Below are 20600 nucleotides of genomic sequence, written 5' to 3' on the forward strand. Positions count from 1 at the left end.
AATAGAGGTATTGTCTCTATATTAGGCATATTTTGCTTGGCAAGCTTAGCTTAGCCTTGGTGAGGCTTGCTGACATAACTTCCATAAAGTTCTTTTGCGCTTTCAACTGGATTATCAAAAAAACGACGAATTGAAGATTGATAAGGGGCCGTGGCCGAATTTGGTCTCGGCGCATCATGGGTCTCCTGATGAATTTGATGTGCAGGTATGGGTATATAAGTAATTTCGCTGTCCGTTCTGTTGTTACTCTCTTCGCCTGCAAAGAAGGAAATCACTTGCTTAGCTCCTACATAAGAGAAAAAACCAGCCAAGAGAACAAATAATAATGGGGCAATAACTGCCACAATCAGTCCTACAACAATCAAAGAAAGAGGCAACAAAGGAATGCTGACGAGGGCACAAATTGCAATCCGTTTAATTGCATCTAGAGTAAAGGCTGTAAATCCTTCAAATTTTAATGAGGGCTTTTGAAACGTCTCTGCAAGTTTGTTGACCGCAAGTGATGCAACATAGAAAGCAAGCCAAACAACAAGAATGGGAGAGACTATTGTAAAGGCAGTGAGCAGGAAACCCATAGTGACTGCGCTAGTGATAGTTCCCAAAGGTAAGAATGCAATAGTTAACGCACCAGTTACTAATTTTCTAGACATAGTCGACAAAGTTGTTCACAGGGTTTGCGCGACATGGTATCACAATGTTATGCGTTTGTTGATAATTAAAGGAAAGATTAAAGATAATTTGCAATCCGTTGATATTTTTGAATTATTAATACACAAATAGACTTTAAAATTAAATTTTTGTTTAAATATTTTATCTAAAGTGTAAAGTTTTTCATTTTACAGACGATTACATTAATGAAGCAGTTGCCTGAATAAAATAATAATAAGGAGTAGGCAATGACTAAAAATCATTTATTGCAAGATCCCTTTCTGAACGAATTGCGCAAAGAAAAAATTCCCGTCTCAGTGTTTTTGGTTAATGGAATCAAATTACACGGCGTGGTCGATTCTTTCGATCAATACGTAGTGATGCTAAAAAACTCTGTCACACAAATGGTTTATAAGCATGCTATCTCCACCGTAGTTCCTTCACGCATGGTTAAGTTGCCTACTGGTGAGGAGGAGGGAAATGTGGCAGACTAGCTACATTTCTGGTTGAGGGAAACGTCGTCTTGTTTGAACGTCCACAAAGTGGCGAGCGCGCTATTCTAGTACAATTGGCGCTTCCGGGTGTCGATGCTGAAAAAGCATTAGCTGAGTTTAAGGAGTTAGCCCTTTCCGCACAAGCAGAAGTTCTTGCTTGTGTAGTGGGTGCTCGTGCCACTCCAGAGGCGAAATATTATGTGGGTCTAGGCAAAGCCGAAGAAATTCAGCAGCTTGTTGAAGAGCATGATGCGGAACTTGTTTTAGTCAATCACGAGTTATCCCCTTCCCAAGAACGAAATTTAGAACGGTTACTTCAATGTCGTGTCATCGATCGCAGCGGGCTGATTCTTGATATTTTTGCGCAGAGAGCAAGAACTTTTGAGGGAAAATTACAAGTTGAATTAGCGCAATTACAACATATATCAACTCGATTAATTCGCGGATGGACCCATTTAGAGCGTCAAAAAGGGGGAATTGGTCTCAGAGGTCCTGGTGAAACGCAGCTTGAGACCGATCGTCGTTTACTCCGGGAACGCATTAAATCGATTAACAAACGCTTAGAAAAAGTAAGACGAAGCCGTGATCAAAACCGTCGTGCTAGACAAAAAGCAGCAATGCCTACTGTATCACTGGTGGGGTATACCAACGCAGGCAAATCAACTTTATTTAACGCCTTAACAGGTGAGCATATTTATGTGGCGGATCAATTATTTGCTACCTTAGACCCGACAATGCGTAAAGTAGAGCTACCCGGTGCCGGTGCCATTATTTTAGCTGATACTGTTGGCTTTATTCGCGACTTGCCCCATCAATTAGTCGAGGCATTTCGAGCCACGCTTGAAGAAACGGCAGAAGCTGATTTATTACTGCAGGTTATTGATATTTCTGATCCTAATTGGCGGGAAATGGTTTTTTCGGTGCAACAGGTGTTAGCCGAAATTGGTGTGTCTGAGATTCCTACCATTCAAGTTTTTAACAAGATAGATGCGCAGGAAAATTGGCTCCCAAAAATGGATCAACAAGAAGATGGAGCTAAGGTGTGGTTATCAGCTAAAAGCGGTGCTGGCCTTGACTTACTTAGTGAAGCAATTGCTACTCAATTACATGGAAAAATTAGCGAAGAAACCCTGTCCCTTAAACCGTCGGAAGCTAAATTGCGCGCAAAACTTTATCAATTAGATGCCGTCCTTCAAGAAGTGCCCTCCGATGAAGGCGGCTGGCATCTAAAAGTTAAATTGACACAAGCCCAAAAAAAGCGACTATTTCCTTTAGAAAATAAGAGCGCTGAATAGAGACGGTTAAAAGAAATAATTCACTGCAAGGGTAGAAGTTACAAATTTAGCAGCATGGGGCCCAGTGACCGAAAACCAAACCCCACCAATAATTCCTAAATTGGGGTTAAAGTTAAATTCAAGCGCGGGTGCTAATGAGGCTGAATCAGAACCTGGCCCACCGATACTTAAGATGGCTCCCCCAGGGGTAAATCCTGGATTCCCTGAAAATGCTGTTCCATCGCTGTGTGCGTATAAAACTTCAAAAACAGGCACCCAATTCTGAGTGAGTTGGTATTCACAGGCTAGGTCGACTGCATAACTGTTTCCAATATGCACCGATCCTTCTGTTACTTCACTGCCACCAAAGGCATTAACACCATTAACACTGGAGCTTCCTGGAAATGCACCAACTACGCTTAAACGTGAGCGCAAATAATGACCATTGTGAAATTGCCACAGCTTTTGGAAATTTAAACTCAATGCAGTGATATAGGCGCCTAATCCTGTTTGATCGGTTCCTAATTTTCTAGGATCTAAATTTTCAAAGCGTCCTGTAGGAAAAACTTCTTGAACAACTAGGCGTAGATCCGGAAGCCATCCATCCTCTTTTTGCTTAAGTACTTGGATTCCAACACCTAAACTATAGTCGGCAATATCTGTTGAATGTCGGCTTTGGCTGATCCAGCTGTAATCGTAAGGTAAGGCCATTTGCAAGTCTAAAAAATCAGTGATACCTGCGGTTAAGATGGGGGTAATTTCAATATTCTTAAAATTCTGGGGATAAGTCGTATAAAAGGCGTAAGGTTCAAAATTAAAATGACCAGAGGGAATAGTCTTGCCCGCTGGGGCGAGTAATGGGCCTGTCCACCATGGGCCTGCTATTGCCACCTTAGCAAAGAATAACAAAAAGAAGACTCGCCAATACATAAATGAAGCCATTTAAAATTGAAAAATAGCATTTTAAACTTTTTTTATATTTATGGAATCGATTTTGCAGCAATTTGCATTAAATTTTTCCCAAGCTAATATTTATTGTTACCGGCTTGATTTTTTGAGGAATATTTTCTATCAACCCGGCCAAAATATTAATTATTTAAGGGTCTTAACCTGTGGTTGCCTTATTCAAGCTCTTTAGCGTTTGCTCCCCATATAAGGTCCCTTTATATTGGCCATTTGGATTAAAAACAAAGGTTGCAGGTACCCCGCGGATATCTCCTAATTTTAGGTCGCGGGCAGGACTAGATCGCAGGCTAGGGTAGCTAATATTATGTTTTCTAATAAGGGCGATTTGATGCGCTAGGGGAAGTGAATCATAGTTCACCGCAAATAAAGCGACCCTATCCTTGTTCTTTTTATAAAAGCGGTTCAATTCCCCAATTTCATCGAGACAAGGTTGGCACCAGCTAGCCCAATAGTTGATAAGTACCCATTTGCCTTTTAAGCTATCGAAGGGAATACTTTGTCCTCTTATATCTTTTAAAACAGCATTTGCACTATAACCATTCGTTGTTATTAGTAAGCAAACTAATATAGAAAAAATTAATTTTAAGCGCTGCATAGCACCTCCTGTTGAACAAGTTGCAGGCATTCTAGCATAGTTTTGGTCTGTCCTTTTAATGTAGTTAGGCAAAATGCCTATTTTAATCTATCCTTGGATTATTCTTTCCTAATAGGTTCATCTCTGATGAAAGAAATTCATGTTGAAAAACAAGTCATTGGCACTTTAGTTCGTGAGGGTGCGGGAGTAAGAATTCAACGATACATAGGGGCAGAAAAGAACAATCCCTTTGAGCCCATTTTGTTATTCGACTTTTTTGATAGTAAAAATGAGCTGGATTATATTGCTGGTTTTCCTAACCATCCTCACCGTGGTTTTGAGACTATCACTTATCTTTTAGCAGGAGAGATTGCTCACCAAGATAATCAGGGACATCAAGGGATAATCGGTCCTGGTGATGTACAATGGATGACTGCCGGGCGAGGAATTGTTCATTCAGAAATGCCACAAAAAAGGGATGAAGGCATAACCGGTCTGCAGTTATGGCTAAATTTGCCTGCAGTCAAGAAGATGACTGCCCCTCATTATCAAGAATATACGGCTAAAGAATTACCTATTGAACAGCAAGCTTCTGGGGTGCAGATAAAAGTAATTGCTGGGAAAACGGACAAAGGAACTCAATCGCCTATAACGGGTATAGCAACTAACCCGCTTTTCTTCGATATCCGCTTGCCCGAGCAGCAAATAATGCAACAGCAGCTTCCTTGCGGTCATCAAGCACTCGTTTTTGTTCTCTCTGGTGAGCTAAAGATTCAAGAAGAAACTGTTAAACGGCATCATTTAGCTATTTTAAGTTCGGGCGAACTGCTGACTTTGCAAGCGCTCACTGAAAAAACCCATTGCTTATTAATTGCTGCCAAGAAACTCAGGGAGCCTATTGCACGTTTAGGGCCTTTTGTGATGAATTCTGAAGAAGAAATAAAACAAGCTTTAGATGATTTTCGTAATAATCGTTTTTAATTTCAGGAGAACTCGATGATCAAGGTGTTAGTACTGTACTATTCCAGTTATGGGCATGTAGAAATAATGGCGGAAGAAGTTGTTAAAGGCGCTTCTGAAGTAGAGGGTGTGGCAGTAACCTTAAAACGTGTACCTGAAACGATGCCAGAAGAGATTGCCAAGAAGGCCGGAGTGAAATTAAATCAAAAAGCAGAAATTGCGACGCCGAAGGAACTTAGCGACTACGATGCCATTATTTTTGGAACACCGACCCGCTTTGGTAATATGGCAGCCCAAATGCGTAATTTCCTCGACCAAACAGGCGGTATGTGGGTAAATGGCGAGTTAATTGGTAAAGTGGCGAGTGTATTTGTTTCTACAGGGACTGGAGGCGGTAATGAATCCACTATTTTATCGTTTTGGAATACGCTGATACACCATGGAATGATTTTGGTTGGCGTGCCTTATTCAGAAAAGGGATTAACCAACCTTACTGAGTTACATGGCGGCTCCCCTTATGGTGCTGGCACCATTGCTGGTGCAGATGGTAGTCGTATGCCGAGCGCTCTTGAACGTCAAATAGCGCGCTTCCAGGGAAAGCATGTGGCAGAAATAACAAAACGCTGTTGTAAGTGATTTTCGTAAGGTTTTGTAGATGAGCTTTGAAGAGTTTTTAGTTTTTTAACCGTTCGGTTCTGTTTTATCCCCACGACATTAAATAGACTGTTTAGTTCATTAATGTTTTTGTTTATACCGTTCGCACTGAGGAAGCGCGCAGCGCTGTCTCGAAGTGTTGCAAAAGGCTCCCCTCTCAGAGCCTCAGGACAAGCCTTCGAGACGCACGCCATGCGTGCACCTCAGACTGAACGGAATAAAATTAATACAAATTCCTTAGATACGCATTTCATGGCGATACCTCAAAGCACGAACGGGAAATGCGAGTCGATATGACATTTTTTTATCTAAACTCGCGAAATTTCGTCTACGCAGTAACGTCGGATAAATCATAGGAATTCATCAGTTGTATCAGCGATCATCGTTTTGTGTCAAATTAAAACACACTGTTGTTTGCTGGGCAAAGCAAATGCTGTATAATCGATAAGACCTTTTTTTACCCTAAGTCAAATGGAATAGATTAGCGTTGGTCTCAAGGATAAAAAATATGTTACTCAAGCTACTTCGCAAGGCTTAGCGGCGCCCACATGATGAGAATCTAATGACAATTAATTTAATCATTTCTGGAATAGTAATTCTGAGTTTAATTTGTGTTGCTGCTATGGTTTATCGATTGAGGCAACAGCCGTCTGTGCCCTTATCTCCTTTAGATTATCTAAAACTCGGTGTGAGCGGTATTCTGGCTTTTATTGCTGATACGCTTGGAGTAGGAAGTTTTGCCGTGAATATTGCTTTGGCAAAGCTGCTTGGCACTTTTCCTGATGATGAACTCCCTGCAGTAAACAATGGCGCACAAGTTATTCCGGGTGTTTTTGAATCCTTTTTTTTCATGCAGTTAATTGATGTTGACTTAATCACTTTAATTACCTTGGTGGCTGGAACCTGCGTGGGTGGGTTAATGGGTGGCGCTGTAGTCAGCCGCTTAAGTAAACAAGCCATTCGTTTAGCAATGATCTGCTGTTTTGCGGCAATTATTGTCTTATTAATCTGTCATCAATTGCACGTAGTACCTATTGGTGGCGATCTCGTCGAATTGCATTCGTGGAAATTAGTTATTGGCTTTTTCGCCATGATAGTTTGTGGTGGCTTAACTTCCGTCGGTATTGGTTTGTTCGTCATGGTGCAGGCCGTATTATTTTTAATGAATGTGTCACCCTTGGTGGCTTTTCCTATCATGACCACAGCCGGTGCGATGCAGCAACCGCTGACTACTTTAGTTTTTGTGCAACAAAATAAAATTCCTCTGAAAAAAACCTTAATTCTAAGTCTCTTCGGCTGTGTCGGTGTTTTTATTACTGTACAATTATTTACACAAATCACGGTAACTTGGTTGCATTCTTTATTGCTCCTTATTTTAATCTACAATTTTATCGCGATTAGCCGTGCTTATTTTCGTACGAAAGCCAAGGCCAAGGACTATGCGCTTCCTCCAATAGCTGCTGTTGATTAATATGATCTGGTGAAATGCTAGAATTAAAAGTACTGTGTTTTTTTATGGATTGCGGTTAAGGTAGCAATCTTTTTGAAAGGCTAATTCGATGGAAGAGATGGAAGAGTTAAAAAGTAAATCACAAAAAAAACGCGATGCAGAGGCTCTAAAGAAAATAGGCGTTGAGTTGATTGCATTGAGCGAAACAAAGCTGGATACCTTACCTCTGTCCCCACCTTTGCGACAAGCCATTATTGATGCAAAATCGATCAAAAGCCATGGCGCGACTAGGCGTCAAGCTCAACTCATTGGAAAATTGATGCGCTCAGCAGATACAGAGGCTATTTTGCAGGCTTATGATGCACTTTTGGCAGAAGATAGTGCAAAAACGGTGGTCTTTCATGAGTTAGAACAATGGCGTGAAAAGTTAATTCAGGGGGGGAAAGACGCGCTGACTGAATTTATTGCTGAATATCAACCTGAAGAGGTACAGCAGCTGCGGCAATTAGTCAAAAAAGCGATAGAGGAACGGAACAGCGGAAAAAACTTAGGCGCTAGTAAAGCACTTTTTCGCTTTTTGCGGAGTTGTGTATCATGAATCACTCTCTTCATTCCCTCTTCATTAGCTGCCCCAAAGGGCTTGAATACCTTTTAGAAGAAGAGGTGAAAGCCATCGGTTTACAGGTGACTCGAGTAAGCCCACAAGGGGTCTATGGCGAGGCTGATTTGGTCGTGATTTATAATCTTTGCTTATGGACCCGTTTAGCCAATCGCATTCAACTTATCTTGTTTAGCGGGAATGCTCATAATGAGCAAACTCTTTATCAATTATGTAATCAATTTCCTTGGCAAACCGTTTTTACGGCTGAGAAAACACTTGCTATCGAATTTCATGGTTCTTCAACTCATATTCGCAACTCAATGTTTGGTGCTCAGGTTGTCAAAGATGGAATTGTGGATCATTTTCGCCAATTTAAAGGAACGCGCCCCACCGTCGATCGTGGAAAACCGGATATTCGCTTACATGCTCATCTAAAAGATGAGGTTGTTACAGTGAGTCTTGATTTGACTGGCTATAGTCTACATCAACGAGGCTACCGTACTCAGGCCGGTGAGGCACCCTTAAAAGAAAACATAGCTGCCGCCATGTTATTGCGGGCTAAATGGCCACAACTGGCGGCAGCCGATTATGCCTTTCATGATCCTTTTTGTGGGGCAGGGACTTTAGTGATCGAAGCGGCAATGATGGCAGGGCATATTGCTCCGGGATTATTGCGCCATGATCAAGCACTTGTTCATTGGACGCAACATCAGCCTTCTTTATGGGAAAAAGTGAGAGCCCATGCTCTCCAGCAAGTGAAACCTACTTCGGTAAAACTGCGTGGGACAGATAGTAATCCAAAGCTCATTAATATTGCGCGAGAGAATGCTGAGCGCGCAGGGGTCTTACCTTTAGTGGAGTTTTCTGCCTTGCCAGTCAAAGACTGCAGACCGAATCACAATAAAGGATTAGTCGTATCTAACCCGCCCTATGGTGAGCGTTTAGGCGATGCAACTCAACTTGTTCCTCTTTATCAGCAATTAGGAGCAACACTACATAGTTATTATCAAGGTTGGCAGGCAGCCGTTTTAACCTCTAATCCAATGCTCGCAAAAGCTTTGGGTTTACGAGCGAGTAAACAATACACCCTATTCAATGGTGCTATAGAATGTAAATTATATTGCATGACCCTGAGTGCGGAGAATCAGTTGAAGGGCCAGGAGTTAGGGACTTTATCTCCCGGTGCAGAAATGCTCGTTAATCGCTTGCATAAAAATTTTGCTCATCTACAAAAATGGGCAAAACGAAATCAGATTCATTGTTATCGAGTTTATGATGCCGACTTGCCTGAATATGCTTATGCTGTCGATATTTATAATGATTATGCGGTCCTTCAAGAATATGTAGCGCCGGCGGATATTCCCCTCCATAAAACGCAAAAACGTAGTTTAGAAGTGATTCAAGCCGTGCCAAAAGCCTTAGGCATTGCACCAGAAAAATTAGTAGTTAAGCAGCGCAAGCAGCAAAAAGGCTCTAATCAATATCAAAAAATGAATCAAACCAAACATACGATGACAGTGGTTGAAGGCCGAGCAAAATTTAAAGTTAATTTGTATGACTATCTTGATACTGGCTTGTTTTTAGATCATCGGCCGCTAAGAATGCGTTTTGAGCAACTAGCAGCAGGTACTCGCTTTCTCAATTGCTTTTGTTACACGGCCACTGCCAGCGTGCATGCGGCTCTGGCAGGTGCGATAACAACCAGCGTTGATTTATCAAGGACCTATTTAGATTGGGCCGAAGATAATTTCAGATTGAATCATCTGGATTTATCGAAACATCAATTCGTGCAATTTGATTGCCTCGAGTGGTTGAAAATTACCCGTGATCGCTTTGATGTCATTTTTCTTGACCCGCCAAGTTTTTCAAACTCAAAACGAATGACCCAAACTCTCGATATTCAGCGTGATCATGAGACCTTAATTGAGCTCGCGATGCGCATTTTGAATCCAAAAGGCATTCTATACTTTTCAACTAATTTTAGACAATTCAAATTATCGCCGCAGGTTAATGAGCAATATCAGGTCAAAGATATAAGTGCGGAAACAGTTGATTTGGATTTCAAACGTAATCAACGGATTCATCATTGTTATATGATTGTTTGTAAATAACTGAGAAAGAGATGCCTCAAAGCAAAGCTTCTGATTAACAAGGCTCCCTCAAAAAATGAATATTTCGCCTATTAATATTGCCTTAATTAATCATCTTTAAAATACAGATCGCTTATTTACATTTCAAAAGGTGATTTAATGACAATTTATTATTATTCAGTGGATGTTGACGGTCTTGTATTTAATAAGAAATACAACGCGGGGCCCCAATCACCAACAAAACATTCCAGTGAGCTTGTCATTACTGCCAATCAAGGTTACTACGATTCAATAAGAGCGGAAGCTGAAAGCATGGGAGCCACAAAAAGGGTTTTGATGATTGGAACAAATCGGCAAGACCAGCAGCATGATGCAGAAAACGCCCTAATGCGTGATGGCTGTTCTTCAGCCTTTCCCGCATTGAAAAAGGTAAGTGAGTATCTGGGTTTTGAACTGGATACTTTTCTAATGGCCGATGCAAAAGCGGGACTTGAAAGTGGTGCTTCTTACGACCAAATAATGAAAGAATTGGAAATTAATCCCGACGCTGACGATTGGCAATTTCCTAAGCTCAAACACGAAACATATATCTTTGATCCAGTAAAAAGACCACTCCTTATTGCTCAGCTACAGAAGGCAGTGCTAGATAACCCAGGAGACGAAAAGATAGTCTTTACTTTTGCTGATGATTCAGTGGAAATTTTAGAGTCGTTAAAGAGGTTTTTTACAAAATATGAGTATTTGATTTCCGAGAGAATTAGCTTTCGTCTACATTTTTATGATAAAGGAGAAATCAAAGAATACGCAGTGTTTACAGGTAAGGGCAAGTCTTATGAAAATTACCGGGATATAGCTAAAACACCTATGGGTCCTTTCCTTGATAGGGATATGGATCATTATCTCCATACTCTCTTCCCCCCTGAACAACCTGAAGTTAATGAAAATAAAGCAGTAGAAAAAGAAAAATCTGAAGTAGAGATCGTTGAAATTGAAGAGCAGGAAAAGACTATTCTTAATAACGCAGCGAATGAGGGTGAAAAAGAAGAGCCTATTGTACAAACTACATCCGCGAAGGCGGCTAGCAATCCCCTTGATCTCGAGTATGAGAAAGTGGGCGGGTACTCTGTTGCAAAATTATATCTGAGAATTAATAAAAATAACTTGAGTGAAGAGGAAGTTCGGAGCTGGTTTAAAGGCTATCTACCGCCAGCTATTAGCCTTGAAGGTGAGCAATATGTTCTTGAAATGAATGCTAGCAATGTTATGGAGAATATCTTCCATGGCCGCCAGCTTCAAGAAGAACCTAGTCTCAAGCAAGCTATCGAGATTCTATACAGACAGGGTTTTCGAATGACTGATGCCTCGATAGAGAGATTAAAATCAGATTTAGCAACAGCTAAGTGCGTATTTGAGGAAGCCCAAGTGCTGGCTACTACAATGGATGAAGGAATAAATCCTCTAGAATTACTTGAGTCTGTGCAGATGGCTTTTATTGATATGTTGGATGATAGCTACCCGGATCTACTTGCGGCGCGCCGTATAGCTGAACAAGATCTGCCTCAGGAAGCGGTGGTACCCGTTGGGCGCAATCCATACCACAGCTTTGCAAATCGGCAAAATAGAGATGCTCAAAGAGGACAGGAGCATCAGCCAGAGCGTTGTACTATCTCTTAACTCTAATTAAAACCTGCTGTATTTACAGCAGGTTTTAATTATTCCAACTTAGATTTATCAATCTCATTATCTAAGGAACTTTCTTCATGGATAGGCTCTTCTTTCTCCTCGATACCCTGAATTTGCTCTTGTAAATTTTGCATCCGCCCGCCTAAGAAAAAGAGTTCAGCAGTTAAAAACATTGGCGCAATGAGGGCTTGCCAAATATTATCGAGGAAAGCTGGACGATTGCCTTCAAAAAAATGACCAATCAATTGCAGTGCCCAGCCCAAGATAAAAGTAATTAAAAAAATCCATAGCGCTGAGCGAGTCGGGCCATAGTAGCTTACAAGATTTGCAAGCCAAAGTAAGATAATAAAGACGGCAGTGAGGACTAGGGCTAAGCGCCAATTAAGAAAATAGTAGTAAATAAGTAAAGCAAAGGTGGCGATGCTTGCCAGAGTAATATCCATGACACCGGGAATAACCAAATGAAGAAAACCAAAAAGGACCATTAATGAGAAAATAATTAATGGAACACCCGCAAAATGGGTGTAGCGAGTGATTGGTTTTCGGTGATAAGCCCCATACATTCGCGCTTGTTCAATAAAAGATTTCATCATAATCATCCCCAAAAGGTTCAATTAAAAAGTAGCATAATTTTCTTGAAACTAGCAATTTAGGCCTATTTAAGGAGGTGTTGCAACCCGAACCAAGTTGCCATGCCTGCTATTGTCATTAACATTGAACCCATTAAATGAGAAACAATTTCTCCCAAAAACATCCCGTATTGCTCTTCCTGTAATAAGGCGACTATCTCTGCCGAAAAGGTGGAAAACGTCGTTAATCCCCCGCAAAAACCAGTAATGATAAATAAACGCCATTCCGAAGCAATGCTCGGCATAGAACTAAAATATGCAATCGCTAAGCCAATGATATAAGCACCGATAAGATTTGCGACCAGCGTTCCTGGCGGTATCGAGGGAAAGAGGTGGTTGAGTTTAAGACTAAGCAACCAACGAAGAATGGCACCTATAGCTGCGCCTAGGGCAATAGAAATAAGGGATTTCCACATAGTGATCCTTGATTGGAATAAGGAATAGCTTATTGAGAATATAAACAATATTAAGAAGAATTACTAAGAGAAAAATAACCTCCTCCTACCGCTTCATGCCTTTAGCTCGGTATGATGCTCTTTCAGATCTCGAAGTACATTATTGATTCTTTTTGTATAAATTGTTATCATATGCAGTCCTTTGTTAGTAGGATGAGCTATGAAGTTTTTTAAATTGTTAATTTTAACTGGCGCTCTATTGACCATGGGGCAAACCCTGGCGACAGAATCTCTAAGCCTAAGAGATAAAATTGGTCAAATGCTTATTATAGGCTTTGATGGTAAGCAAGTAGATAATAATTCCCCTATTATCAAAGCAATTAATCACGACAATATCGGTGGCGTTATTTTATTTGATTATAACTATCGTACAGATAGCTTCGATAAAAATATTGAAAGTCCAGCCCAGGTTAAAAAGCTGAATGACCAATTGCAACAGGCCAATGAACGTGCCAATCAAAAATACCATCGCCCTCAATTGCCTTTATTAATTTCGGTTGATTACGAAGGCGGTGCTGTTAATCGCTTAGGCAAGGAATATGGATTTCCTGAGACTCTTCCCGCTGCAGAGGTTGCCAAAATGAAAAAGGAAGAGGTTGCTGGTTTAGCCGATAGTATGGGCAGAACCTTGCAAGATGGTGGGTTTAATTTAAATTTTGCGCCTGATATCGATGTCAATGTGAATCCAGAAAATCCCATCATCGGTCAGTTAGGTCGTAGTTTTTCTGCTGATCCTGCAGAAGTAGCCAGCTTCGCAACCATTTTTTCGCGTTATTTTTTACAGCATAAATCCCAATGTGCTTATAAACATTTTCCAGGCCATGGGAGTTCTAATTCGGATTCACATTTAGGTTTTGTGGATGTGAGTGAGAGTTGGCAAGAATCTGAATTACAGCCGTATAAACAGCTTTTGGGCGGAAATGAGGGCTGTAATATGGTGATGACTGCGCATATTGTTAATCGAAAACTCGATGAATCCGGCTTGCCTGCTACTTTATCACGTAAGATCTTGACCGGCATTTTGCGTGAGCAATTACAATTTAATGGAGTGATTGTTACCGACGACATGCAAATGAAAGCGATTAGCGATCATTATGGTTTAGAAAAAGCAGTGACCTTGGCCGTGAATGCAGGCGCTGATATGTTTATTTTTGGCAACCAATTATCTAAGACTCCTCAGGATCCCAAAGAAGTTATTGATATTATCGAAGCAAAAGTAAAATCAGGCGAGATTAGCCAAGCTCGCATTGAAGATGCTTATCGTCATATTCGCTCGTTTAAGGATAGTCTTCAGGCTTGATCTGTACAGGCTGTGGAAGGCCTGTCCTGAGGCTCTCGAAAGGGGGCTATTTGCGACACTTCGAGACAGCGCTGCGCGCTTCCTCAGTGCGAACGGGATATACAAAACGATCAATGAACTAAACAGTCTATTTAATGTCGTGGGGATATCTCAGAGCCCGAACGGGACAACGCCGCAATTTTCAAACTCAAAACTCCACCACAAAATACCGCGGATCATAACGATAGCAGTACCATAAAAATTTTTTATTGTTTTGCGCGATAGTAATCCGTAATAAATCGAGGGATTTAAGTGACGGTTGTGCATTAATAAAACAAACTCGATTATCCCCGCTGACATTAACAAAATGATAATTATGGCTAGATACATAAGCGCTAGGAAAACTATAATAATTCATCGTGGGAAATAAGACGACAGGTCTTCCGGTTAGGAGAATTTTATCTGCGAAAACTGAAGGACTAAAAACGATTAAAATAAACAAGCTAAGCCTAGCAATCATTCTTTGCATCAGACGCTCCAATCGTATTAATGTCTAAATTATAGACATTAACTCAATTGCTGGTGACGAAAACAGGAAATAAGATGATCATTAACAATTCCTATCGATTGCATAAAAGCGTAGCAAGTAGTTGGCCCCATAAAACTAAAGCCATCTTTTTTTAATTGCTTAGCCATGGCAGTGGATTCGGGGGTGACCGCAGGAATTTGCTGTAATGATTCAAGCTGAGGTTGCAGGGTTTTTCCGCCAGTAAACTGCCAGAAATAATCGATAATATTTTCGCGCTCAGCGACAGCTAAAAAACGTTGCGCATTGGTTTTTACCGATTTTATTTTTAAACGATTACGAATAATCGCGCTGTTGGTCAACAAATTTTCTATCTTTTCGTCAGAGAGCTGAGCTAATCTTTCCGGAGAAAAATCTAAAAAAGCCTCGCGCATGGCTTCTCGTTTTTTTAAAACAGTGAACCAACTTAACCCCGCTTGCATGCTTTCTAACACAATCATCTCGAATATTTTTTGAGGGTTTTTAACCGGAACCCCCCATTCTTCATCGTGATAGGCCACATAAAGAGGATCTTGAGTACACCATGCGCATCGTTGCATCTTTGTTATTCCCAATTCTATCAATTTTTCAATTAAGGTAATTTTTGAAAAAACTGTTTTATGATAGGCAAAGGATTTTTTAGATCAGCATAAATTGCCACTGCGGCAAGGTTGTCGCCTATGTCGTAATCGCAAAGCCAATAACCTTCTTCGTTAAGTAACGGTTTTGGGTTACCTGTTAAACTAGAGAGAGACTTCTTTCCTTCAGTAATGGCGTCAGCCTCTTTTTCTTGCTTAAAAAACCCGACAGCAAAGAACCAGTTATGGGGCGTGCCATAATCGCTAAATTGGTAAGTAAGAAACATTCTAGGAAATAACTCAAGAGCCATTGATACCCCTTCCGCTTGGATTGCGCTAACATTGGGGCAGGCTTTGGGTGATAGGTTTCCAAAAGAAGCGAAAGCGGAGCTTGTCATAACCAGAGCGCCTATTAAAGAGAGTAGTTTTGCGTTTAACTTCATGTAACAATTTCCTTTTATCACTTTTTCCGAGAGGCATACTAACATGGACTTGTTGCGCAAAAAAGCGGTAAATGATCCTCTTGAACCAGAAACTCGATTGGCGCAGTGTTTGTCTGCTTTTGATTTGACCCTTCTCGGTGTGGGTGCCATTGTCGGAGCAGGAATTTTTGTGCTAACAGGCATTGTTGCAGCAACACAATCAGGTCCCGCCATTATCTTGTCTTATATAATTGCTGGCTTTGCCTGCGCATTTGCTGCCTTGTCTTATGCAGAATTAGCATCCAGCGTCGGTGGTTGTGGGAGTGCTTATGGCTATGCCTATGCAGGTTTTGGCGAGTTAATTGCCTGGATTGTCGGCTGGGATCTGCTGCTTGAATATTCGATTTCTGTTTCTGCGGTGGCTGTGGGTTGGAGTGGTTACTTCAATGATTTTTTACAAGCGCTCAAATTGAAACTACATCCTGGTTGGCGTCATGGCTTGGGAGATGGAGGGATCTTTAATTTTTCAGCCTTTGCAATCATTATTTTTTTAGCCATCTTGCTAATCTATGGCGTGAAATCGAGCTCGCGGTTTAATAACTTTATAGTGCTGGTGAAGCTCATTGTTATTTTTATTTTTATTGGCATCGCAGTCACTGAAGTGCAGGAACAATATTGGTTTCCTTTTATGCCTTTTGGCTGGAAGGGAGTTATTGAGGGGGCTTCGTTAATCTTTTTTTCTTATATTGGCTTTGATGCGGTTTCAACCGCTGCTGAAGAAGCAATAAAACCTTCGCGTGATGTGCCAATAGGGATTATCGGTTCTTTGCTTATTTGTACTACTTTATACATCATTGTGGCTGGCTTACTGACTGGAATAGTTCCTTACTACAGCTTAAATGTTGCGTCTCCGATTTCTCATGTTTTACTCCATTTGGGATATAAACTAGCGGCGGCCTTAGTCGGTGTGGGGGCAATCGCAGGCTTAACGACAGTGATGCTTGTCCTCTTTTATGGTTTAAGTCGAGTTTTTCTAGCCATGGCGCGTGATGGTTTATTACCTGGGTATTTTGCTGTAGTTAACTTGCGAACACGGACACCGATTCGAATTATTGTCATCAGCGGTTTAATCATAGGTTTGCTAGCGGCCTTAATACCCATGCATGACTTGGCTGAGCTTGTTAATATAGGGACTCTTTTCGCTTTTATTATGGTTTGTGGCGGAGTCATTATCTTGCGTTATCTGCAGCCGGATTTACCCCGTCCTTTTAAAACACCATTCATGCCGGCCATTCCGATTTTAGGTATTCTGAGTTGTGCTTATCTTATTTTTCACCTCCCATGGATTACGATGCTGCGCTTTATCATTTGGATGATAACAGGTATAGTTATTTACTGGTTTTATGGTCGCTTTAATAGCGAGTTGAATAGAAAAGAACAAAAAGTTGACTAAACATACTGGAATTGCAGCTTTATTTAAGCAGTTGCTAAAAAAACATGAACAAGACGCTTCTATCACTTATGAGGAGTTAGTCCGTTCAATTGGACCTCAAGCTTATGGTTTAATTATTATTCTGTTTGCCTTACCTAGTGCTTTACCTATTTCGGTAGTGCCGGGCATCTCCTTTATCTTTGGCTTACCCATCGTTTTTATCGCTCTTCATATTATAATTGCCAAACCCAATTTATGGTTACCCACCCGATTGGCAAATCGTAAAATCGAGACTAAGAAACTAGCGACGGTGATTAATAAAACACTTCCTTATTTAGTATCCATCGAACATTTATTGAAGCCGCGCTGGCTATTTTTCACTTCATCGGCAATGGAGCGCTTACATGGGGTGGTTTTATTAGGTTTGAGTTTCTTGCTGTTACTGCCTATTCCGTTTAGTAATTTTATTTTCGCCTCCATAATCATTTTATTTGGCTTAGGTATTTCTGAAGAAGACGGACTGGTAATCGTTTTGGCCTATCTTGGCTCCTTTGCTTATGCTTTATTTTTAACTAAATTAACCCGTGAAGTATTTCGTTGGTTTGGTGCCTAATCGGCGTTTTTGCATGGTTGAACTCTCTCCCAACGTCCCGTGGCTTGTTCGCGGGATCCAGAGATCTCAATATGAGAAAGGATCGCCTGCTTAACCACAAGTCAACATGATGGCAGCGGCAATAATCCCCGCCGCTGGAATAGTGAGAAGCCATGAGAGAAAAATACGCCTTAAAACAGGCCAATGCGCTCCTTTAAGGCCGTTATTAAGACCGACGCCGGCAATGGCTCCCGTGACGGTGTGAGTTGTTGAAACAGGAATACCGCATTCCGTTGCCGCAAAAATCATGATTGCTGCACCAGACTCAGCCGCACAGCCGCGCATGGTATTAAGTTCAGTAATTTTAGTTCCCATGGTATGCACAATTCGCCATCCCCCCGCTAAAGTGCCTAAACTAATAACCGTCTGGCAAGAAATAATGACCCAAAAGGGAACATAAAAGGTATCGCCGAGTAACGAAGAGGAAAATAAGAGAACGGCAATAATCCCCATGGTTTTTTGAGCATCGTTACCGCCATGCGTTAGGCTTAATAATGCTGAGGAAGCAAGTTGAAAACCCTTAAATACTCTATTGAGTACTTCTTCAGGATATTTATTTAAGAGAAGACCCATTGAGAACGCAAGCAGAAATCCAAAGGCTAAGCCCACAGCGGGAGCTACAAAGATACCGATAGCTACTTTGATAAATCCTGCAGGCTTAAGCGCCGCTATCCCGCCCTTTGCAATGGCAGCCCCAGCGAGTCCGCCAATCAAAGCATGGGAGGAACTGGAGGGTAAGCCATAATACCAAGTGGCCAAATTCCAAAAAATTGCCCCTATCAGAGCGGCAAAAATGAGGTGGGCATTCACAATGTTAGTATCAATCAGTCCATTACCAATGGTTTTTGCCACCATCAGGCTAAAAACCATAAACGCGATAAAATTAAAAAACGCAGCCCAGATAACTGCTTGACGTGGGGTTAAAACCCCCGTGGTGACTATGGTGGCTATGGAATTTGCGGCGTCATGAAAACCATTAATAAACTCAAAAATAAAAGCAATCATGATAACGAACACGATAAATGAAGTGCCTGTTCCCATAGTTTGCATCCTTTGCCGCATGAGTTGAGTTGTTTAAGGGTTAGGGATAATTCTTACTTGTCTGATTCGTGCTCCTTGAATATGTTCAATAGTAGCAGAAAAATCAGGAAAGCTAATTATTTCCCCTTCTTTAGGCACCGAGCCATGTTGATGCAAAATTAAACCGGCAACAGTGGTTATGTCTTCTTCCTCATCAATAGGTAAAGTTAACTCACGTTGTAAGGCACGTTCAAGGGTATAAAGCGAACAATCGCCTTTTACGGTTAAACTACCATCCTTATTGGCTACCCAAGCTTCTTGGGTTTGATGGAATTCATCTTGAATAACTCCGATGACTAAGTACAATAAATTATCTAAAGTGACAAAACCTACAATCGCATTTTGCCGTCCGTAAACTAAAGCAAAATGGGGCATACCCTCCTGGAATTGACGTAATAAGGCTAAAACCGGGAGTCTATAGGAAATTTTGGGAACAGGTCTTAAGATTCCCTCAAGAACCAGTTCGTCATTTTCTTGAGTTTCTAGCAAAATAGGATGCAAATCTTTGACATGGAGAATGCCAATAATCTGTTTTTTTGCTTTGTCATACACCGGATAGCGGCTGTAATGATAGTGATTCAATGTTTCCATTAACACCTTACTGACAATGCGATTATCGAGCATCACCATGTCGTCATAAGAGCGCATAATGTCACTGACATTCAAATCAGCCAGATCAAGTGTATGAGAGAGAATGCTCGTTTCCTGTTGGCTTAATTCGCCATGCAATTGACTAGAGCGCAGGATAAGCTTGATTTCTTCGCTGGAGTGAAACTGCTCTCCGGGGTGCATAACATCTAGGCTTAAACTTCTTAATAAAAGATTAGAGCAAGAGTTGAGCAGCCAAATTACCGGATACATAAGCCAATAAAAAAAGTAGAGAGGGACTGCTGTCCATAAGGAAATTTGTTCACTTTGACGAATTGCCAACGATTTTGGCATGAGTTCGCCAACAACGATGTGTAAGAACGAGAGGAGAGAAAAAGCAAAGATAAAGCTGAGCGCTGCAAGCAGCTTGGGTTGAACAAATCCTATCCACGAAAAAATAGGATGAAGTATACGGGCCACAGTGGGTTCGCCAATCCAACCTAATCCCAGGGAGGCGAGAGTAATCCCAAGTTGGCAGGCCGATAAATAAGCATCAAGATTATGATGTACTTTGGCTAAAATACTTCCCCGCCAAGGGTATTCTTCTCTAATAATAGCCACTCGGGTATGTCTTAATTTTACCATGCCAAATTCGGCAGCGACAAAAAATGCATTGAGCAACACTAATGCAAAAGCTGCAAGAATGAGAATGAAGTTAGTCATAAATGATAACTTGAATGGGTCATCAATTTGGAAACAGCCTGCATTAATTTTTTGATGACTAAGGGGAGTTCAGCCGCACCGGCTTCTTTAGCGACTTCGGCATGATGGGCCTCATCTTCTTCCATTTGCTCTAAGATAAGTTTTGATTTTTCATCTTGAGGAGGTAATTTTTGTAAATGGTTTTGCAAATGCTGAGTGACTTGCCGCTCTGTTTCTGCAACAAAACCAAGACTCCAACGATCGCCTGCCATACCTGCCAAAGAACCCAGCATAAAAGAGCCTAAATACCAAATTGGATTCAATACGCTGGGTTGGCTGCCTAATTCCAATAAGCGTTGTTCACACCAGGCTAAATGATCAATTTCTTCGGCTGCCGCTTCATCCATTTGCGCTTTAACTCGAGCAAGTTGCGCTGTGAGGGCTTGTCCTTGGTAGAGTGCTTGAGCACAGACTTCACCGGCATGGTTGACTCGCATTAATCCTGCTATATGGCGTTTTTCCTGTGAGCTCAAAGGCGATTCATGCAAGCCCTCTGCAGGCGAATGCCGTTGCACCACCCTTTGAGCAGGCGGAGCCAGGGTGCGTAGGGCTGTATCGATTTCACAAATTATATTTTCAAAAAGACTTAGACTACGCATAGAGTTCTCAAGATAAATGATTAATAGTAATGGCAGCTTGTTGGTTCATCCTTGCTTGGATGAACCAATTCTCTCATTTTACCTAGATCTAAACCTTTTTTTCAAAGCTGTAAAATTATTTATTCTTGAAACTCCCAGGTCATCTAACTGTCAAGCCTGGAATGC

At 41.3% G+C, this 20600-nt stretch carries 22 protein-coding genes; 11 read left to right on the forward strand and 11 right to left on the reverse strand.

The features are described 5' to 3' along the window. Positions 1-50 precede the first annotated feature (50 nt). On the reverse strand, positions 51-650 hold the full coding sequence (locus Lnau_RS07365) for an EI24 domain-containing protein (protein ID WP_133134923.1): 600 nt from the start codon (positions 648-650) through the stop codon (positions 51-53). Positions 651-896: 246 nt separating this feature from the next. Between Lnau_RS07365 and hfq the strand changes: the two genes are divergently transcribed. Both hfq and hflX read left to right on the forward strand, forming a co-directional pair. After that, a complete protein-coding gene (gene hfq / locus Lnau_RS07375) occupies positions 897-1142 on the forward strand; it encodes an RNA chaperone Hfq (RefSeq protein WP_058497160.1) in 246 nt (81 codons plus the stop codon). 29 nt (positions 1143-1171) lie between these two features. Next, complete coding sequence (gene hflX, locus Lnau_RS07380) at positions 1172-2437, forward strand: ribosome rescue GTPase HflX (RefSeq protein WP_058504479.1); 1266 nt, start codon at positions 1172-1174, stop codon at positions 2435-2437. Between the two features lie 6 nt (positions 2438-2443). On the opposite strand, the gene Lnau_RS07385 is transcribed toward hflX, so the two are convergent. Beyond that, positions 2444-3346 carry a hypothetical protein gene (locus tag Lnau_RS07385; protein ID WP_058504480.1) on the reverse strand — a complete coding sequence of 301 codons (903 nt, stop codon included), beginning with the start codon at positions 3344-3346 and terminating at the stop codon, positions 2444-2446. A gap of 175 nt (positions 3347-3521) precedes the next feature. After that, entirely contained in the window at positions 3522-3977 is a 456-nt protein-coding gene (locus Lnau_RS07390) for a TlpA disulfide reductase family protein (RefSeq protein ID WP_058504481.1), read from the reverse strand. Positions 3978-4103: 126 nt separating this feature from the next. Here Lnau_RS07390 and Lnau_RS07395 point away from each other — a divergent pair, with 126 nt between their 5' ends. The 6 genes from Lnau_RS07395 (at position 4104) to Lnau_RS07420 (ending at position 11385) form a co-directional block, all read left to right on the forward strand. After that, complete coding sequence (locus tag Lnau_RS07395) at positions 4104-4937, forward strand: pirin family protein (protein WP_058504482.1); 834 nt, start codon at positions 4104-4106, stop codon at positions 4935-4937. A gap of 15 nt (positions 4938-4952) precedes the next feature. Continuing rightward, the gene (gene wrbA / locus Lnau_RS07400; protein ID WP_058504483.1) at positions 4953-5552 is read left to right on the forward strand and encodes an NAD(P)H:quinone oxidoreductase; all 600 of its coding nucleotides are present in this window, start codon (positions 4953-4955) and stop codon (positions 5550-5552) included. 580 nt (positions 5553-6132) lie between these two features. After that, positions 6133-7041, forward strand: coding sequence for a sulfite exporter TauE/SafE family protein (locus tag Lnau_RS07405; protein WP_058504484.1), 909 nt, complete (start codon positions 6133-6135; stop codon positions 7039-7041). Positions 7042-7138: 97 nt separating this feature from the next. Beyond that, the gene (yjgA, locus tag Lnau_RS07410; RefSeq protein ID WP_058504849.1) at positions 7139-7618 is read left to right on the forward strand and encodes a ribosome biogenesis factor YjgA; all 480 of its coding nucleotides are present in this window, start codon (positions 7139-7141) and stop codon (positions 7616-7618) included. After that, on the forward strand, positions 7615-9732 hold the full coding sequence (gene rlmKL, locus Lnau_RS07415; protein ID WP_058504485.1) for a bifunctional 23S rRNA (guanine(2069)-N(7))-methyltransferase RlmK/23S rRNA (guanine(2445)-N(2))-methyltransferase RlmL: 2118 nt from the start codon (positions 7615-7617) through the stop codon (positions 9730-9732). The genes yjgA and rlmKL overlap by 4 nt, the downstream gene beginning before the upstream one ends. A gap of 138 nt (positions 9733-9870) precedes the next feature. Then, on the forward strand, positions 9871-11385 hold the full coding sequence (locus Lnau_RS07420; RefSeq protein WP_058504486.1) for a hypothetical protein: 1515 nt from the start codon (positions 9871-9873) through the stop codon (positions 11383-11385). Between the two features lie 38 nt (positions 11386-11423). Here Lnau_RS07420 and Lnau_RS07425 read toward each other — a convergent pair whose 3' ends face one another. Both Lnau_RS07425 and crcB read right to left on the reverse strand, forming a co-directional pair. Further along, positions 11424-11984: an Mpo1 family 2-hydroxy fatty acid dioxygenase gene (locus Lnau_RS07425; RefSeq protein WP_058504850.1), complete on the reverse strand. Its 561-nt coding sequence runs from the start codon at positions 11982-11984 to the stop codon at positions 11424-11426. A gap of 65 nt (positions 11985-12049) precedes the next feature. After that, complete coding sequence (crcB, locus tag Lnau_RS07430; RefSeq protein WP_058504487.1) at positions 12050-12439, reverse strand: fluoride efflux transporter CrcB; 390 nt, start codon at positions 12437-12439, stop codon at positions 12050-12052. A 199-nt stretch (positions 12440-12638) separates the two neighbouring features. On the opposite strand from crcB, the gene Lnau_RS07435 reads away from it, so the two are divergent. Continuing rightward, the gene (locus tag Lnau_RS07435; RefSeq protein WP_058504488.1) at positions 12639-13778 is read left to right on the forward strand and encodes a glycoside hydrolase family 3 protein; all 1140 of its coding nucleotides are present in this window, start codon (positions 12639-12641) and stop codon (positions 13776-13778) included. Positions 13779-13965: 187 nt separating this feature from the next. On the opposite strand, the gene Lnau_RS07440 is transcribed toward Lnau_RS07435, so the two are convergent. Genes Lnau_RS07440 through Lnau_RS07450 form a run of 3 tightly spaced genes read right to left on the reverse strand, consistent with a single transcriptional unit; the run spans position 13966 to position 15343 of the window. Beyond that, a complete protein-coding gene (locus tag Lnau_RS07440) occupies positions 13966-14286 on the reverse strand; it encodes a hypothetical protein (protein ID WP_058504489.1) in 321 nt (106 codons plus the stop codon). A 38-nt stretch (positions 14287-14324) separates the two neighbouring features. Then, positions 14325-14882: a DNA-3-methyladenine glycosylase I gene (locus Lnau_RS07445; RefSeq protein ID WP_058504490.1), complete on the reverse strand. Its 558-nt coding sequence runs from the start codon at positions 14880-14882 to the stop codon at positions 14325-14327. Positions 14883-14914: 32 nt separating this feature from the next. Beyond that, entirely contained in the window at positions 14915-15343 is a 429-nt protein-coding gene (locus tag Lnau_RS07450; protein ID WP_058504491.1) for a DUF4949 domain-containing protein, read from the reverse strand. Positions 15344-15386: 43 nt separating this feature from the next. Here Lnau_RS07450 and Lnau_RS07455 point away from each other — a divergent pair, with 43 nt between their 5' ends. Both Lnau_RS07455 and Lnau_RS07460 read left to right on the forward strand, forming a co-directional pair. Beyond that, entirely contained in the window at positions 15387-16775 is a 1389-nt protein-coding gene (locus tag Lnau_RS07455) for an amino acid permease (protein ID WP_058504492.1), read from the forward strand. Further along, positions 16768-17367, forward strand: coding sequence for an exopolysaccharide biosynthesis protein (locus Lnau_RS07460; RefSeq protein WP_058504493.1), 600 nt, complete (start codon positions 16768-16770; stop codon positions 17365-17367). Before Lnau_RS07455 ends, Lnau_RS07460 begins: the two co-directional genes overlap by 8 nt. Before the next feature lie 90 nt (positions 17368-17457). On the opposite strand, the gene Lnau_RS07465 is transcribed toward Lnau_RS07460, so the two are convergent. Genes Lnau_RS07465 through coq7 form a run of 3 tightly spaced genes read right to left on the reverse strand, consistent with a single transcriptional unit; the run spans position 17458 to position 20435 of the window. After that, entirely contained in the window at positions 17458-18447 is a 990-nt protein-coding gene (locus tag Lnau_RS07465; protein WP_058504494.1) for an inorganic phosphate transporter, read from the reverse strand. A gap of 33 nt (positions 18448-18480) precedes the next feature. Then, a complete protein-coding gene (locus Lnau_RS07470; RefSeq protein ID WP_058504495.1) occupies positions 18481-19797 on the reverse strand; it encodes a hemolysin family protein in 1317 nt (438 codons plus the stop codon). Continuing rightward, positions 19794-20435, reverse strand: a complete 642-nt coding sequence (coq7, locus tag Lnau_RS07475) for a 2-polyprenyl-3-methyl-6-methoxy-1,4-benzoquinone monooxygenase (protein ID WP_058504496.1) — start codon at positions 20433-20435, stop codon at positions 19794-19796. The genes Lnau_RS07470 and coq7 overlap by 4 nt, the downstream gene beginning before the upstream one ends. Positions 20436-20600: the final 165 nt, after the last annotated feature.

The sequence above is a fragment of the Legionella nautarum genome, from assembly GCF_001467895.1.
Taxonomy (GTDB): domain Bacteria; phylum Pseudomonadota; class Gammaproteobacteria; order Legionellales; family Legionellaceae; genus Tatlockia; species Tatlockia nautarum.

Excerpts from the sequence above, each read along its gene's own strand:
- Lnau_RS07365 (WP_133134923.1), bottom strand. The coding sequence starts at position 650 with ATGTCTAGAAAATTAGTAACTGGTGCGTTAACTATTGCATTCTTACCT.
- hfq (WP_058497160.1), top strand. The coding sequence starts at position 897 with ATGACTAAAAATCATTTATTGCAAGATCCCTTTCTGAACGAATTGCGC.
- Lnau_RS07385 (WP_058504480.1), bottom strand. The coding sequence starts at position 3,346 with ATGTATTGGCGAGTCTTCTTTTTGTTATTCTTTGCTAAGGTGGCAATA.
- Lnau_RS07390 (WP_058504481.1), bottom strand. The coding sequence starts at position 3,977 with ATGCAGCGCTTAAAATTAATTTTTTCTATATTAGTTTGCTTACTAATA.
- Lnau_RS07395 (WP_058504482.1), top strand. The coding sequence starts at position 4,104 with ATGAAAGAAATTCATGTTGAAAAACAAGTCATTGGCACTTTAGTTCGT.
- wrbA (WP_058504483.1), top strand. The coding sequence starts at position 4,953 with ATGATCAAGGTGTTAGTACTGTACTATTCCAGTTATGGGCATGTAGAA.
- Lnau_RS07405 (WP_058504484.1), top strand. The coding sequence starts at position 6,133 with ATGACAATTAATTTAATCATTTCTGGAATAGTAATTCTGAGTTTAATT.
- yjgA (WP_058504849.1), top strand. The coding sequence starts at position 7,139 with ATGGAAGAGTTAAAAAGTAAATCACAAAAAAAACGCGATGCAGAGGCT.
- rlmKL (WP_058504485.1), top strand. The coding sequence starts at position 7,615 with ATGAATCACTCTCTTCATTCCCTCTTCATTAGCTGCCCCAAAGGGCTT.
- Lnau_RS07420 (WP_058504486.1), top strand. The coding sequence starts at position 9,871 with ATGACAATTTATTATTATTCAGTGGATGTTGACGGTCTTGTATTTAAT.
- Lnau_RS07425 (WP_058504850.1), bottom strand. The coding sequence starts at position 11,984 with ATGAAATCTTTTATTGAACAAGCGCGAATGTATGGGGCTTATCACCGA.
- crcB (WP_058504487.1), bottom strand. The coding sequence starts at position 12,439 with ATGTGGAAATCCCTTATTTCTATTGCCCTAGGCGCAGCTATAGGTGCC.
- Lnau_RS07435 (WP_058504488.1), top strand. The coding sequence starts at position 12,639 with ATGAAGTTTTTTAAATTGTTAATTTTAACTGGCGCTCTATTGACCATG.
- Lnau_RS07440 (WP_058504489.1), bottom strand. The coding sequence starts at position 14,286 with ATGCAAAGAATGATTGCTAGGCTTAGCTTGTTTATTTTAATCGTTTTT.
- Lnau_RS07445 (WP_058504490.1), bottom strand. The coding sequence starts at position 14,882 with ATGCAACGATGCGCATGGTGTACTCAAGATCCTCTTTATGTGGCCTAT.
- Lnau_RS07450 (WP_058504491.1), bottom strand. The coding sequence starts at position 15,343 with ATGAAGTTAAACGCAAAACTACTCTCTTTAATAGGCGCTCTGGTTATG.
- Lnau_RS07455 (WP_058504492.1), top strand. The coding sequence starts at position 15,387 with ATGGACTTGTTGCGCAAAAAAGCGGTAAATGATCCTCTTGAACCAGAA.
- Lnau_RS07465 (WP_058504494.1), bottom strand. The coding sequence starts at position 18,447 with ATGGGAACAGGCACTTCATTTATCGTGTTCGTTATCATGATTGCTTTT.
- Lnau_RS07470 (WP_058504495.1), bottom strand. The coding sequence starts at position 19,797 with ATGACTAACTTCATTCTCATTCTTGCAGCTTTTGCATTAGTGTTGCTC.
- coq7 (WP_058504496.1), bottom strand. The coding sequence starts at position 20,435 with ATGCGTAGTCTAAGTCTTTTTGAAAATATAATTTGTGAAATCGATACA.